At 70.3% G+C, this 13889-nt stretch carries 9 protein-coding genes; 2 read left to right on the top strand and 7 right to left on the bottom strand.

Features of this window, described 5'->3' with window-relative positions; genetic code table 11:
- Positions 1-28 precede the first annotated feature (28 nt).
- Positions 29-1036, top strand: coding sequence for an aldo/keto reductase (locus AC07V5_RS28075; protein WP_495118908.1), 1008 nt, complete (start codon positions 29-31; stop codon positions 1034-1036).
- 16 nt (positions 1037-1052) lie between these two features.
- Here the strand turns inward: AC07V5_RS28075 and AC07V5_RS28070 are convergent, their stop codons facing one another.
- On the bottom strand, positions 1053-1550 hold the full coding sequence (locus tag AC07V5_RS28070; protein WP_495118907.1) for a MarR family winged helix-turn-helix transcriptional regulator: 498 nt from the start codon (positions 1548-1550) through the stop codon (positions 1053-1055).
- Between the two features lie 35 nt (positions 1551-1585).
- Between AC07V5_RS28070 and AC07V5_RS28065 the strand changes: the two genes are divergently transcribed.
- Positions 1586-2311, top strand: a complete 726-nt coding sequence (locus AC07V5_RS28065; protein ID WP_495118906.1) for a siderophore-interacting protein — start codon at positions 1586-1588, stop codon at positions 2309-2311.
- A gap of 11 nt (positions 2312-2322) precedes the next feature.
- Here the strand turns inward: AC07V5_RS28065 and AC07V5_RS28060 are convergent, their stop codons facing one another.
- The 6 genes from AC07V5_RS28060 to AC07V5_RS28035 are packed head-to-tail and all read right to left on the bottom strand — an operon-like array spanning position 2323 to position 13888.
- Complete coding sequence (locus tag AC07V5_RS28060) at positions 2323-5019, bottom strand: alpha-L-rhamnosidase (RefSeq protein ID WP_495118905.1); 2697 nt, start codon at positions 5017-5019, stop codon at positions 2323-2325.
- Positions 5016-6536, bottom strand: coding sequence for a glycoside hydrolase family 43 protein (locus AC07V5_RS28055; protein ID WP_495118904.1), 1521 nt, complete (start codon positions 6534-6536; stop codon positions 5016-5018). Before AC07V5_RS28055 ends, AC07V5_RS28060 begins: the two co-directional genes overlap by 4 nt.
- Positions 6536-8998, bottom strand: a complete 2463-nt coding sequence (locus AC07V5_RS28050) for a glycoside hydrolase family 3 C-terminal domain-containing protein (protein WP_495118903.1) — start codon at positions 8996-8998, stop codon at positions 6536-6538. Before AC07V5_RS28050 ends, AC07V5_RS28055 begins: the two co-directional genes overlap by 1 nt.
- On the bottom strand, positions 8995-9939 hold the full coding sequence (locus AC07V5_RS28045) for an alpha/beta hydrolase (protein ID WP_495118902.1): 945 nt from the start codon (positions 9937-9939) through the stop codon (positions 8995-8997). The genes AC07V5_RS28050 and AC07V5_RS28045 overlap by 4 nt, the downstream gene beginning before the upstream one ends.
- Entirely contained in the window at positions 9939-12497 is a 2559-nt protein-coding gene (locus tag AC07V5_RS28040; protein ID WP_495118901.1) for a family 1 glycosylhydrolase, read from the bottom strand. Before AC07V5_RS28040 ends, AC07V5_RS28045 begins: the two co-directional genes overlap by 1 nt.
- Before the next feature lie 32 nt (positions 12498-12529).
- Complete coding sequence (locus AC07V5_RS28035; RefSeq protein ID WP_495118900.1) at positions 12530-13888, bottom strand: MFS transporter; 1359 nt, start codon at positions 13886-13888, stop codon at positions 12530-12532.
- Position 13889 lies beyond the last annotated feature (1 nt).

Below are 13889 nucleotides of genomic sequence, written 5' to 3'. Positions count from 1 at the left end.
ATCAGCGGCCCCGTGCCGCGCACCACGCATGAGCCACACGCCCGATTCCTCGCGATACGACCGCCAACCCTATCGCCGCAGCGGGCGCAGCGGCCTGCTGCTGCCGACCTTGTCGCTCGGCCTGTGGCACAACTTCGGCGATGTCGACAGCTACGACAACGCCCGCGCCATGCTGCTTGGCGCCTTCGACCGCGGTATCACCCATTTCGACCTCGCCAACAACTACGGCCCGCAGCCGGGCTCGGCCGAGCTGACGATGGGCCGCGTGTTGCGGGAGGACCTGCAGGCCCACCGCGACGAGCTCATCATTTCCACCAAGGCCGGCTACCGCATGAACCCCGGCCCCTACGGTGAGTGGGGCTCGCGCAAGTACATGCTGGCCAGCCTGGATGCCAGCCTGAAGCGGCTCGGCCTGCCGTATGTCGACATCTTCTATTCGCACCGCCCCGACCCCGACACCCCGCTGGAGGAAACGATGGGCGCGCTGGACCACGCCGTGCGCAGCGGGCGGGCGCTGTACGTCGGACTGTCCAACTACTCGGCCAAGCAGACCCGCGAAGCCAGCGGCATCCTGCGCCGCCTGGGCACGCCCTGCGTCATCCACCAGCCGCGCTACAGCATGCTGGACCGCTGGGTCGAGGGCGGCCTGCTGCAAACGCTGGCCGACGAAGGCATAGGCTGCATCGCCTTCTCGCCGTTGGCTCAGGGCCTGCTGACGGAGAAGTACCTCTCCTCGGCCATCCCGGCCGACTCACGCGCCGCCCTGGGCGGGTTCCTGAAGCCCACCGACATCACGCCGGGCCGCCTGGCTGCGTTGCGCGCACTCAAGACACTGGCAGATGCACGCGGGCAGACCCTGGCCCAGTTGGCCCTGACCTGGGTGCTGAGGCAGCCGGGCATGACGTCCATCCTCATCGGCGCCAGCCGGCTGGCCCAGATCGACGACGCCCTGGGCATCGTCGCGGCGGCGCCGCTGACCGAGGGCGAGCTCGCCGAAGTAGAGGCTGCACTGGCGCTGGAGAAGGCGGCGGGCTGAGCTCAGGCAGCAGCCCTCAAGCGCCGCTGCCGGATTCCCCATCACCTGAGCCGTCTCTCGCCAGGTTCTCTTGGAGTTTGGCCAGCAGCGCCAGCAGCTGCCGACACTCCGCCTCGTCCAGCCCGCTGACGGCCTGGGCCGACACCCGCTGCGCCTGCTTGCGCACCTGCTGCTGCAAGGCCTTGCCCGCCGCGCTGACCTGCAGGCGCACGCTGCGCTTGTCGGCCGCGTCGGCGCTGGCCTCCAGCAGGCCGCGCTCGCGCAAGCCCGCAATCAGCCGCGCCAGCTGGCCCTTGTCGCGCCCCGAATGCTGCACCAGCTCACTCTGCGTCGCACCGGGCCGCGAGGCGAAGAAGCCCAGCGTCTTGGCCTCCATGTGGCTCAGGTCATGCGCGGCTTCCTTCAGCGCCTGGAACTGCAGCGAACGGAACCGATGCATGACGGTGTGGACGCTTTCCACGACCTCTTCGGCCAGGCTGGCTTTATTGTTGACAATATCAACTTGTTTGCGCATGATGGATGACATTATCAACCAATGTTCCAACCCTCATGTCTGAGATCACCACCGCTCCCGTCCGCCGCATCCAGCGCGTCCGCCATGAACTTCACCGCCGCGACCTCGAAGTCACGCGTGTCGAACAGCTGAGCCCGAATTTCGTCGCCGTCACCTTGCACGGCGAGTCGCTGGGCAGCTTCCGCTCCGATTCCTTCGACGACCACGTGAAGGTCTTCTTCGGCGAGGACGCCAAGCGCGACTACACCCCGCGCAGCTTCGACCTGACCCGGCAGGAGCTGACCCTCGAGTTCGCCTTGCACGGCAGCGGCGCCGCCTCCGACTGGGCGCGCCAGGCCAGCGCAGGCCAACGCCTTGTCGTCGCCGGCCCGCGCGGCTCCATGGTCATCCCGGCCGACTACGACTGGCACCTGCTCATCGGCGACGACTCCGCGCTGCCGGCGGTGCATCGCCGCCTTGAGGAACTGCCGCCTGAGGCCCGCGTCATCGTCGTGCTGCAGGTCAGCGACGCTGCGGACCGCCGGCTGTTTCCCGAGCAGGCGCACGTGCAGTGGGTGGAGACGCCCGAGGAACTGCACGCCGCCGTCGCCGCGCTGACGCTTCCCGAAGGCGAAGGTTTCGCCTGGGCCGCTGGCGAGGCCGCCGTGATGGCCGCTGTGCGCCCGCTGCTGGTGGCCAAGGGCCTGCCCAAGGAGGCGCTGAAGGTGGCGGCCTACTGGAAGGCCGGTGCCGAGGCCTTCCACGAGACGCTTGAGGCCTGAGCCTCGGCCGATCAGGAGAAGCGGTGTGTGCCCGCCGGCACTTGCCGTGCCTCACGCCCCGGCAAGGCGACGTTGGCGTTGACGCCTGCAGGCAGTTCGAGTTCGAACCAGGGCTTGCCGCTTTCGTCGATACCCCATGACGACGCGATGGCGCCATGCGCGGTCGCCTGCGTGCACCGCCCTGCCCCCAGCCGCGCGTCGAGCAGCGGCCGGCACAGCACTGATCCGAAGCCTGGTGCGCCGCTCGCCAGCCCGGCCACGCGGCGGTACAGGAAGCCGGTGATGGCGCCCAGCGCGTAGTGGTTGTAGGAATTCATCGCCACGTCGCCGGTGTCACCGTTCCAGCGCTCCCAGATCGTCGTGGCGCCACGCTCGACCATGTAGCCCCAGCTCGGGAACTCGGTGCGCAGCAGCAGCTCGACGGCGAGCCCGCCGTGGCCGTGGTCAGCCAGCACGTCGAGGCTGAAGGGCGTGCCGAGGAAGCCGGTCGTCAGCAGCGTGCCGCGAGCGCGGATGGCGGCGGCCAGGTGATCGGCCGCTGCCTGCTGCAGCGCGGGCGGCACGAGGCCGAAGGCCAGCGCGAGGATGTAGCCGGCGTGGCTGCCGTTGCCGATGCGACCGTCGGGCTGGATGAAGTTCGCCGCAAAGGCCCGGGCGACCCGCTCGCGCCACGCGCTGAAGTGCGCTGCACGCTCGCTGCGCCCGGTGGCCATGGCCATGTCGGCCATCATGCCCAGCATGCGACCCCAGCAGGCGGTGGCGCTCAGCAGCTTGGGCGTGGTCTCGTCCATCAGGCTGACGGCGTCCAGCGACAGCCAGTCGCCGAAGTCCACCTCGCGCCGCGCGCGCCACAGGCCCTCGCCGTTGGGCTCGGCGATCCAGGCCATCCAGCGCTCCATCGAGTCCCAGTGCTCGCCGATCAAGATGGTCTCGCCGTAGTGCTGCCAGACGGTGTGCGGCAGCACCACGCCGGCATCGCTCCAGCCATGCGCGCCGTAGGCCGGCAGCGCGGGCGGGTTGGTGTCGGCGTAGGCGCCGTCGGCACGCTGGCTGGCGCGCAGGTCGGCCAGGAAGCGGCGGGTGAAGCCGCGCACGTCCATGTTGAAGGCGGCGGTGGGCCAGAAGACCTGGGCGTCGCCCGTCCAGCCCAGGCGCTCGTCGCGCTGCGGGCAGTCGGTGGGCATGCCGACGAAGTTGCTGCGCTGGCTCCAGAGGGTGTTGTGCCACAGGCCTTGCAGGATGCGCTGGCTGCTCTCGAAGTGGCCGGCGACGGGCAGGTCGCTGTGCACCACCACGCCGTCGATGTCGTCGGCGGTCAGCTCGCCCGGCCAGCCCGACACCTGCACGTAACGGAAGCCGTGGTACGTGAAGCGCGGCTCCCACGTCTCGCCGGCCGGGACACCGCGCAGCGTGTACTGGTCGGTGCAGCGAGCCGCGCGCAGGTTGCGCATGTCGACCTGGCCGTCGTCGCCGACGATCTCGGCAAAGCGCAGCGTGACCGTGCGGCCCGCCTCGCCGCGCACGCGGATGCGGCACCAGCCGGCGAAGTTCTGGCCGAAGTCGATGACGTGCTGGCCCGGCACCGGCTCGGTGATGCCCTGCGGGCGCAGCGTCAGGTTGGCGCGGATGGGCGGGCCTTCTTGCAGGAACAGCGTGCAGCTGGGCGTAGGCGCTGGCCAGACCTCGTCCCAGGCCCGGTCGTCGAAGCCGGGTGACGACCATCCCGGCTGTTCCAGCCGCGCGTCGTAGGTCTCGCCGTGATAGATCTCGGCGAAGCGCACCGGCGCGGTGGCCGCACGCCAGCGCTCGTCGGTGGCGATGCGCTGCGTGCTGCCATCGGGCAGCGTGACGTCCAGCGTCAGCCACAGGCGCCGGGGTGCGCCGCCGAAGGGATAGCGACCGCGGCCGATGGCTTCGCTGGCGTAGAAGCCGTCGCCGACCATGACGCCGAGGGCGTTCTCGCCGGCCTGCAGTTGGGCGGCCACGTCATGCTGCTGCACGAGCAGGCGGTGGCGGAAGTCGCTGTTCTCGGGCGCCAGCAGGGCATCGCCCACGCGGCGGCCGTTCAGCTCGGCCTCGCAGCCGCCCAGGCCCGTCAGCGTCAGCGTGGCGGACGCGGGCTGCGCGGGCAGGTTGAAGCTGCGGCGCAGCAGCCGCGCGGGCTGGGCGGGCATGGGCAACCAGTCGATAGGCTCGGCGGGCGCAGTGGCAGGCTGCCATTCGGGACCTAGGTCACCAAGGTGCCAACCGGGTTCGGCCAGCACGCGGGTGCGCCAGTCGGCCGGCTGTGGCGACAGGAACCGCCCGCCGCCCCGCAGCAGCGCCGCCAGCCCGCCCTGGCGCGGCTCGGCGATGAAGGGGTGGAAGACACGCACCTGCGCGGCCAGCCGATGCGGTCCGGCGGCCAGCGCGCCCAGCTCGAGGTCCTGCATTGCGCGGCCGGACAGCATGTCCGCCGACTCGTGCAGCACCTGCCCGTCCAGCCACACGCCGGGCAGGCCCTTCTGCGCGGCGATCAGCAGGCGCGCGTCGACCAACGGCTCGTCGAGGTAGAAGTCCCACACGAACTCGCGCAGCCTGGGCTCGTCCTTCATGCCAGCGGGCAGCGCGCCCCAGGCCCAGTGCCAGCCGGCCTGGCGCTCCGCGCGCGCGGCGGCGTCCTCGGCGGCCAGCCAGCAGGCGGCGGTGCAATCGAAGTTGGTGCTCATGGAGTGATGTAGTCGAGCCAGCGGAAGCAAGCCGGCGCGGTGCTGCGGCGGCCGTTGCCGGTGGCGTAGAGGCCCAGGTAGACGCCGGTGAAGCCGCCTGCCGTCTCGGTGGACAGCAGCGCACATTCACCGCTGCCGAAGTCCTGCTCGGGCTGGCCGGGGCGTTGGAAGAAGAAGCGGTAGTGCTGCGCATCGGCCCGCAGGCCCAGCAGCAGCTCGCCGTGCGGCAGCGGCTGCTCCAGCTCGACCTTCCACAGGCTGCCGATGCGGCGACGCAGGAAGACGACGCGCTGGCCCGCGCGGCGGCCGACGGCGATCTCGTAGTGAAAGCGTTCGCTCTTGAAGACGGTCAGGCCGGCCTCTTCGCCATCGGCGGCGGGCTCGAAGTCCAGCAGCGTCGCGACCTCGCAGTCGAAGTGCTGCTGGCGGCGGCCGACAAAGGCCGGCGCGGTGGGGTTGTCGAGCGTGTCGGGCTGGCCTTGCAACGTCAGCCAGCCGGGGCGGGCTTGCAGGCTCCAGCTGCCGGGCTGCGGGTTGCGCAGGTGGTTGAAGGCGTGAGGCAGATCGGTGCCGTTGAACTCGGTGCGCGTCGCCAAGGTCTCGAGTGAATGAAGCGGCAGGCTGCCCGCGTCCATCGTCTCGAAGACCTGACCGATGGTCGGCCAGCCGTCGTCCGTCCATGTGACTGGCGCCAGGAAGGTCTCGCGGCCCAGGTGATGGTGCTGGCCGGCAAAGCGCACGGGCGCCGGGCGGATGCCGAGGAAGACGGCCCACCAGCTGCCGTCCGAAGCCTCGACGAGGTCGGCATGGCCGGTGGCCTGAATGGGACTGTCCAGGCTGCGGTGGCTGAGGATGGGGTTGCGCGGGCAGGCCTCGAACGGCCCCTGCGGCTGCGTACTGCGCGCCACCGTGACCATGTGGCCGTACTCGGTGCCGCCCTCGGCGATGAGCAGGTAGTACCAGCCGCCACGCTTGTACAGATGCGGCCCCTCCGGCGCCTTGCCGCCGGTGCCGGTCCAGACGAGCTGGCGCGGTGACAGCAGCGTGCCCGTCGCGAGGTCGATCTCGGCCTGGTAGATGCCCACCGGCTCGTCGCCCAGGAAGCCGCCGTTGCCGCTGATGAAGACGCGGCCGTCGGTGTCCTCAAACAGCGAAGGGTCGATGCCCGGCCAGTCCAGCCAGACCGGCTCCGACCACGGCCCCTCGGCCTGGTCGGCCCAGACGAGGAAGTTGCGGAACTTGTTCAGGTTGGTGCTGACGGCGACGAAGCGCCCGCCGATGTGCCGCAGCGTCGGCGCGAAGATGCCCAGCGAACTCTTGCAGCCGTGCAGGTCCAGCTGGCTGTCGCGCGCCAGCGCGTGGCCTATCGAGCGCCAGTTCACCAGGTCGCGGCTGTGGAACAGCGGCAGGCCGGGGAAGAACTCGAAGGAGCTGCAGGCCAGGTAGTAGTCGTCGCCCACGCGGCAGACGCTGGGGTCGGGGTGGGTGCCCGGGAGGACCGGGTTGCGGTACTGCATCAGTCAGGCAGGCGTTGCCGCCCGTGGATATGAAAGTGCAGCGCCACGGACGGCGCTTCCGTGCCGGGCTGGCCGCCGCCCAGGTGCAGGGTGTAGCGGCCTTCGCCCACCCAGCGGCTGCCGTCCGCAGTCACGTGGCTCAGCTGCCGGGCGTCCAGCTGAAGCCGCACGCGCTGCTCTGCGCCGGCCGCCACGGGGATGCGTTTGAAAGCCTGCAGGCTGGGTCGCGGAGCCTGGCCGCCGGGCAGGGCCAGATAGGCCTGCACCACCTCGTCGCCGTCGCGGTGGCCCAGGTTGCGCACACTGACTTCGGCCGTCAGCGCATCGCCGGCTTGCAGCTCAGTCGCCGACAGCCATGCATCGGCGTAATCGAAGCTTGTGTAGCTCAGGCCGTGGCCGAAGGGGTAGCGAGGCAGGCCCTGGAAGTAGCGGTAGGTGCGCCCCGCCATCGCGTAGCTCTCGAAGGGCGGCAGGTCGGCCACGTCGCGGTAGGTCGTCACCGGCATGCGGCCGCCCGGGTTGACGTCGCCCGCCAGCACCTGGGCGATGGCCGTGCCGCCTTCCTGGCCGGGGTACCAGGCGTGCAGCACGGCGTTGGCCGCGTCGACGTGGTCGTCCGACACCGCGCCGCCGGCCATCAGCACGACGGCCCAGGGCTTGCCGCTGCGGCGCGCGGCCGCCAGCAATTGCTGCTGCTCGGCGGGCAGCGCCAGGGTCTGGCGGTCGCCGCCTTCAAAGCCTGGCAGGCGAGCGGGCAGGTCTTCACCTTCGAGCCGACCGTTCAACCCCACGAAGGCCAGCACCAGGTCGGCCTGAGCCATCGCCGCTTCTGCCTGCTGCAAGGCACCCTGCACTTCACGAAACCCCACCAGGCGGCTGAAGCCCATGGGCATGCCCATCACCTCGAAGCGCAGCCGCAGGCGTTGGCCTTGCACCAGATCCACGGCGGCCAGGCAGTCGGCCGGCGCGTGCGGGTGGGCGTCGTCGGCCAGCAGTTGGTCGTCCAGCCACATGCGGCTGGCGCCGGTGCCATGGCTGCCGAGGTGCCAGCGGCCGGTCTCGGGCACCGTCAGCCAGCCGGTCCAGCGGGTGAAGCCCTGGCCCGCGCGACCGAACCACAGGGCCTGCGCGTCCACCCAATGGGCCACCGGCTCGCCCGCCGGGCCAAAGCCGGCGTGGCGCTGGACGCTCAGGCCGGGCTGGCCCTCGTCGGTGCTCAGCATGGACGTCGGCAGGTCCACCGGCGTCATGGGCACATTGGCACCCTGGGCGTGGATGAACTCGGTCTGCGGAAAGCGCTGCCGCAAGGCCTGCAGGGGCGTGAGGCCGCGGGTCGGCTGGCCGTGGTAATTGCCCAGCATGGACTCGAGGTCGTCGGCCAGCGGCCCGACCACGGCGACACGCGCGATGCCGGGCGCCAGCGGCAGCAGGCCGTCGTTCTTCAGCAGCACCAGGCTCTGCTGCGCGGCGCGCAGGGCGGTCTCGGCGTGCAGCGGCGTTGGCGTGGGCGCAGCCACCGCCACGGCGTCCGACGTCAGGAGCACGCCGAGCCGCTCGCGCACGGCGAGGCTGCGCGCCAGCGCGCGGTCCAGGTCGGCTTCGGTCAGCAGGCCCTGGGCCACGGCGTCCAGGTAGGCCGCGCCGGCAGGCACGGGGCCGGCGTACAGCTCGGTGTCCATGCCGCTCAGCACCGCTGCGGCCACGGCCTCGGCGTCGCTGGCCACACTGTGGTGCCGGCTGTGCATGAAACGCACAGCATTGCAGTCCGACATCACGAAGCCCTGGAAGCCCCAGGCCTTGCGGGCCGTGTCCTGCACCAGGCCGGCATGGGCGGCACCCGGCACGCCGTTGACGGCGTTGTAGACCGTCATCAAGCCACTCACCTGCCCGTCCACCACGGCGGCGCGAAACGCCGGCAGATAGGTGTCGTTCAGGTCGTGGGCACTTGCCTGGGCATCGAAGGTGAAGCGCAGCGGCTCCGGCCCGCTGTGCACCGCAAAGTGCTTGGCCACGGCGCAGGCCTGGTGGCCGGACTGCAGGCCGCGGATCAGGGCCACGCCTAGCTGGGCGGTGAGCTGCGGGTCTTCACCCAGGGTCTCCTGGCCCCGGCCCCAGCGCGGGTCGCGCAGGATATTGAGGTTGGGCGCCATGAAGCTCAGGCCCTCGGACATGCCTGTGCCGCCCGGGTTGCGCTGCAGCGCGCGGGCGTGGGCGATGCGGCCATCGGCGGCGATCTGCTGGCCGACGGTCTGCAGCAGTGCGGCGTCGAAACCGGCGGCCAGCGCGATCGGCGCCGGGTACACGACTGCCGCCTCGCCTGGCGAGACCAGGCCGTGCAGCGCCTCGGTCCAGTGGTCGTAGGCCAGCAGGCCGAGGCGGGGCACGGCGGCATTGGCGTTGCCCATCAGGCCGGCCTTCTCGGCCAGGGTCAGCTGCGGCAGGAGGTGCCGGGCCAGCGTCACTGCTTGGACAGCCAGGCCAGGTAGGCGTCGATCCAGCCGTCGCTGGTTTCGCCGCGCAGGTTGCGCAGGCCGAAGCCGTGGCCGCCCTTTTCGTAGACATGCAGCTCGGCACGCTGGCCGGCCTGCTTCCAGCTCTGCAGCAGGTCGATGCCGGTCACGGGGAACAGCGGGTCGTCGGCAGCCTGGGCCGCGAACAGCGGCGGCACCGGCGCCTTCGGCTGGGACGCTGCGAGGCCGCCGTAGATCAGCGCCAGGTTGGCCGGCATCTCGTCGGCAGCGGCCTGCTCCACCAGGCGCTGGCCGGTGCGCGCACCAGCAGAGAAGCCGATGAAGCCGATCTGCGCCGGCCGGACGCCGAATTCGCCCGCATGCTCGCGCAGCCAGCGCATCGCGGCCTTGGCGTCGTCCACCGCCGGCTGAAATTCCAGCTCGGGCGCACCGGGCACACGCGGCTTGCTGAAGGTCGCAGCAATGTCCTTCTGCAACCAGGTCTCGAAATCGGTATCCGCCGCCGGCGTGGGCTTCACGCGGTAGACCAGCACGAAGGCGGTGTAGCCCAGATCGGCCAGGCGTTGCGCCACCGGCAGGCCTTCGTTGTCGATGGCCACGAAGTTGTAGCCGCCCCCCGGCACCACCAGCACGGCGCGGCCGTTGGCCTTGCCGGCGGCGGGCAGCACCGGATACATCGTCGCGGTGCGCACATTGCGCAGCAACTGCTCACGGTTCATGCCGGTCCACTGGAACGGCGCGCCAGTGACAGGCGCGCCCAGTGCGATGGGCGTGGGCAACGGCAAGGGCCGCGCGGGCTCGATGCGCAGCGAGAAGGCCGGCCTGGCCGGTGCTTGTGGAGATGGCTCGGCGGCCTGCGCAGCGGGAACGTGAGCCAGACCCGCCGCAGCGATCAGCGTGCCCAGCAAGGGGCGAACGTAAGGGTGTGTCATCAGTTCGGTGCTTTGTAGAAGCGGCCGTCCTTCATGATGGCCTTGAGGTGGTGCTTGTTCTGCAGGATGGCGACGTTGGCGGTCGGGTCGCCGTCCACCAGCAGCAGGTCGGCGAGATAGCCCTCCTTCAGCTGGCCCAGTTCGTCGCCCATGCCCATGATCTGGCCGCCCAGCGCGGTGGCCGCGTGCAGCGCCTCGGCGGGCGTGTAGCCGAAGTGCTGGACGAACAACTCCAGGTCGCGCGCGTTGCGGCCATTGGGGTTGAACGGGAAGCCGTAGTCGCCGCCCGGCAGCAGGCGCAGGCCGCGGCGGCGCAACTCGGGCACCAGCTTCTTCTGCGTCTCCAGCACGAGGGCCGCGTCCTGCTTCATGTGCGTCATGTCGAAGTGCGGCGGCGGCGTGGCGTCAAGCGTGGCCTGGATGATGCCGATGCTGGGGGCGATGAAGATGCTGTCCTTGACCGACTCCAGCAGGTCCAGCGCCTCCTCGTCGGCATAGGTGCAGTGGTAGAGCACCCGAAAGCCTGCTCTCACGCCCAGCTTGACCGCCTCGGCCGCGTGGGCGTGGCCGGTCAGCCAGAGGTCGTGCTCGCGCGCGGCCTCGCCGGCGGCCATCAGCTCTTCCTCGGTGTAGAGCAGCTCCAGCGACGCACCGGGCTTGAGCGCGCTCTCGCCCGAGATCAGGAACTTGACGGCCTTGGCGCCGATGTCCTTGCAGCCCTTGACGAAGGCCGCCACGTTGGCCGGGCCGGCACCATGCTCGTCGACCTTGCCGGGGTCCAGCAGCGAGCCGTCGGACGGCGGCTCGCGCTCGACGGACGAGGCCACCATGCGCGGGCCAGGCATACCGCCGCTGTCGATCATCTCCTTCAGCGCCGGCTCGATGCGCTTGCCGAGAGCGCCTGCCGAGTAGGCGCTGGTAAAGCCGTGATCCAGCAGGATGCGGGCGTTGCGCGCGGCCGTGAGCGTCAGCTCCTCGGGCGGCAGGCTCATGCCGGGCACGAACTTCTCGACGCTGGTGGGCCAGGTCAGGTGGGCATGGGCTTCTGTGAGGCCGGGCATCAGCATGCCGCCCTTGCCGTCGATGACCTTCGCGTTGTCACGCGACACGCTGGCGCCGATGGCCGTGATGCGGCGGCCGTCCACGCGCAGTTCGCCGGCGAAATGCGGGCTGCCGCTGCCGTCGAAGATGCGCACGTTGGTGAACACCGTGCCGGGCTCGGCAGCAGGCGGGGTGTAGACGTGATTCATGGCCAGTTCCTGGGAGTTGCCGGGTTGCGGCTGGATGACGATGCCGTCGGGCAGCGCGTTGGCGCGGGCGATGGCGCCGAGCACGTAGGCGCTGGGCTTGGGCGTGCGCGCTTGAGTGCTGCGGTCCACGGCCACCAAGCCGAAGCGCATCGCGTAGCCGAACACCCACTCGAAGTTGTCGAAGGCCGTCCAGTAGGTGTAGCCGATCAGCGGCACGCCGTCGGCAATCGCCGCGTGCAGGCCGGCCAGCGCCTGCTGGATGAACTCGATGCGGCGCGTGTCGTCGTCGCCGCAGTAGCCGTTCTCGGTGATGAGGATGGGCAGCTTCAGCTCATGCGCCACGCGTCGCGCCACCGAAGCAATCGCCTGCGGCGCGAACTCGTAGCGCGCGCCGGTCGTCTCGCTGCCGGCGGGCGGCGGCACCTGGCCTTCGGGGCCGTAGATCTCGCGGGTGTAGTTCTGCAGCGCGAAGAAGTCGTCGCCTTCAATCGCCGGCAGCCACTGGCGGAAGTTGCCATGCCACATCTTGGCGGCCTGTTCCTCGCCACCGGGCGCGACCTGGGGCTGGGACAGCGCCAGCGCCAGGCCCACCTGCACGTGCGGTGCCACGCGGCGGATGACGGCGCGGGCTGCAACGTGGGAGGCCGAGATGGTCGCCACGCCGCGCTCGTCGCCGGCCATCTGGAAGGCGCAGTAGGTCGCCGCGTCGGTGCCGCAGGCCTTGGCGGCGCTGTTGCGCCAGCCCGGCGCGCGCCAGCTCTTCACGTCCACGCCTATGGGCGGCACGAAGCCCAGCGACGCGAACATGTTCTGCAGCAGCACGCCGATATTGCATTCGTTCAGCGTGACGACGCGCTTGACCACCGTGCCCAGCGCCGGCATGACCTGCTCGACATAACGCGCAAACAGCGCGGGCGTGCGCTCGCCGCGCCAGCCGCCCAGGGCCATCAGCCACTTGGGGGACGTGAAGTGGTGCAGCGTGACGACCGGCTCCAGGCCGTGCTCGACACAGGCGTCCACCACTGCGCGGTAATGCGCCAGCGCCTCTGCGCTGAACTGGCCCTCGGTCGGCTCGACGCGCGCCCACTCCACCGAGAAACGGTAGGCCTTCAGGCCCAGCGACGCGATCAGCGCGATGTCGTCGCGGAAGCGGTGGTAATGGTCTATCGCATCGCCGCTCTTGTCCACATAGGGCGAGCCCTCGGCCCATTCCTCGGCCCAGGTGTCGCAGTTGTCGTTGCCGCCTTCGACCTGGTGCGCAGCGGTGGCCGCGCCCCAGAGAAAGCCTTCGGGAAATTTCGTTTGCATGGCGGGAGCGGTGATCGTTCGGTGAGGGAAATTCAGGCAACAGCAGCGGCGCGGCGATGGCCCAGCTCTTCATTCATCTGCGTTAGCTGCGCGCGGCCCAGCGGGTAGGCCCAGCCCATGACGGCGGCCACACCCAGGGCCATGACGGCGGGGATGACGCTCATCAGCGCCACCACGCCCTGCAGCGCCTCGGGTGCCTGCTGCGCAGAACCGGCCTGGTAGGCGGTGACGCTGAGCACCCCGCCGACGATGGCGCTGGCCAGGCCGGCGCCGACCTTGTTGGCAAAGTTGATCGTCGCGACCAGCGTGCCGACCACGCGCTTGCCGTTGCGGCATTCGATGTCGTCGGCGATGTCGCCGTTCATCGAGTAGCTGATCGGTGCGCTGATGCCCAGGCAGACATTGGCCAGCAGCGACAGAACGAAGACCAGCGGCAGCCGGTCGGGCCCGCCCAGCGCGATGGCCGTCCACAGCAAGGCGCCCACGAGCATGCCGCCGACATAGACGCGCTTCTTGCACAGGCGCCGCGTCAGCTGATCACTCAGCACCACACCCGCCACCAGGCCGATGCCGCCCAGGCCCATGAAGGGCCCAACCAGCTCCGGCTTGCCGATGACGACGGCGAAGTAGTAAACGCAGGCGGCCAGCGGCAGGCCGATCAGCGTGGCCAGCACGCATTGAGCCAGCACGCCGGCGCGCCAGGGGCGGCTGGCTACCAGGGCGCGCAGGTCGGCCTTCAGATCGGGGCGCGGAGCATTGGCCATCGGCGGCACACGCTCACGCACGAAGGCGAAGCACAACCAGGTGAACAGCAGGCCGAAGCCACCGAACACGATGGCGGCGCGCTGGAAGCCCTGGGCTGGAACACCGTCGGAGAGCACGTCCTTCAGGACCGGGAAACCCACCGCGCAGCCAACGACGAACAGGAACTGCACGAAGCTGCTGACCCCGGCCATGCGCAGGCGCTCGTCCGGGTCGGGCGCGATCATCGGCAGCATGGACTGGAAGGGAATCATGATCAGGCTGTAGGCGCACCACAGCACGACGTAAGCCCCGACGAAATAGATCGTCTTGGCCGTGCCCTCCAGCGGCGGCACCGTGAAGCTGGCCACCAGCGCGATGGCCAGCACCGGCGCGAACCACAGCAGATAGGGCCGCGCCTGGCCCCAGCGGCTGCGCGTGGCGTCCACGCGGCGGCCGACGAAGATGTCCCACACCGCGTCGACGATGCGCACCAGCAGCAGCAGCGCGCCGATGAAGGCCGCGGACAGCCCGGCCACGTCGGTATAGAAATACATCGCCATGCCGCCGGTGGCCGTGACAGCCGTGGGCATGAAGTTGCCCAGGCCATAGGCGACCTTTTCATGGAAGGGAATGCGGAGCTTGCTCATG

The sequence above is a fragment of the Roseateles sp. GW821-FHT02E12 genome (assembly GCF_059421665.1).
Note: the sequence above shows the minus strand (reverse complement) of the source record. Positions and strands in the feature narration are given on the sequence as shown.

Excerpts from the sequence above, each read along its gene's own strand:
- AC07V5_RS28065 (WP_495118906.1), top strand. The coding sequence starts at position 1,586 with ATGTCTGAGATCACCACCGCTCCCGTCCGCCGCATCCAGCGCGTCCGC.
- AC07V5_RS28045 (WP_495118902.1), bottom strand. The coding sequence starts at position 9,939 with ATGACACACCCTTACGTTCGCCCCTTGCTGGGCACGCTGATCGCTGCG.
- AC07V5_RS28040 (WP_495118901.1), bottom strand. The coding sequence starts at position 12,497 with ATGCAAACGAAATTTCCCGAAGGCTTTCTCTGGGGCGCGGCCACCGCT.
- AC07V5_RS28070 (WP_495118907.1), bottom strand. The coding sequence starts at position 1,550 with ATGCGCAAACAAGTTGATATTGTCAACAATAAAGCCAGCCTGGCCGAA.
- AC07V5_RS28055 (WP_495118904.1), bottom strand. The coding sequence starts at position 6,536 with ATGCAGTACCGCAACCCGGTCCTCCCGGGCACCCACCCCGACCCCAGC.
- AC07V5_RS28060 (WP_495118905.1), bottom strand. The coding sequence starts at position 5,019 with ATGAGCACCAACTTCGATTGCACCGCCGCCTGCTGGCTGGCCGCCGAG.
- AC07V5_RS28035 (WP_495118900.1), bottom strand. The coding sequence starts at position 13,888 with ATGAGCAAGCTCCGCATTCCCTTCCATGAAAAGGTCGCCTATGGCCTG.
- AC07V5_RS28075 (WP_495118908.1), top strand. The coding sequence starts at position 29 with ATGAGCCACACGCCCGATTCCTCGCGATACGACCGCCAACCCTATCGC.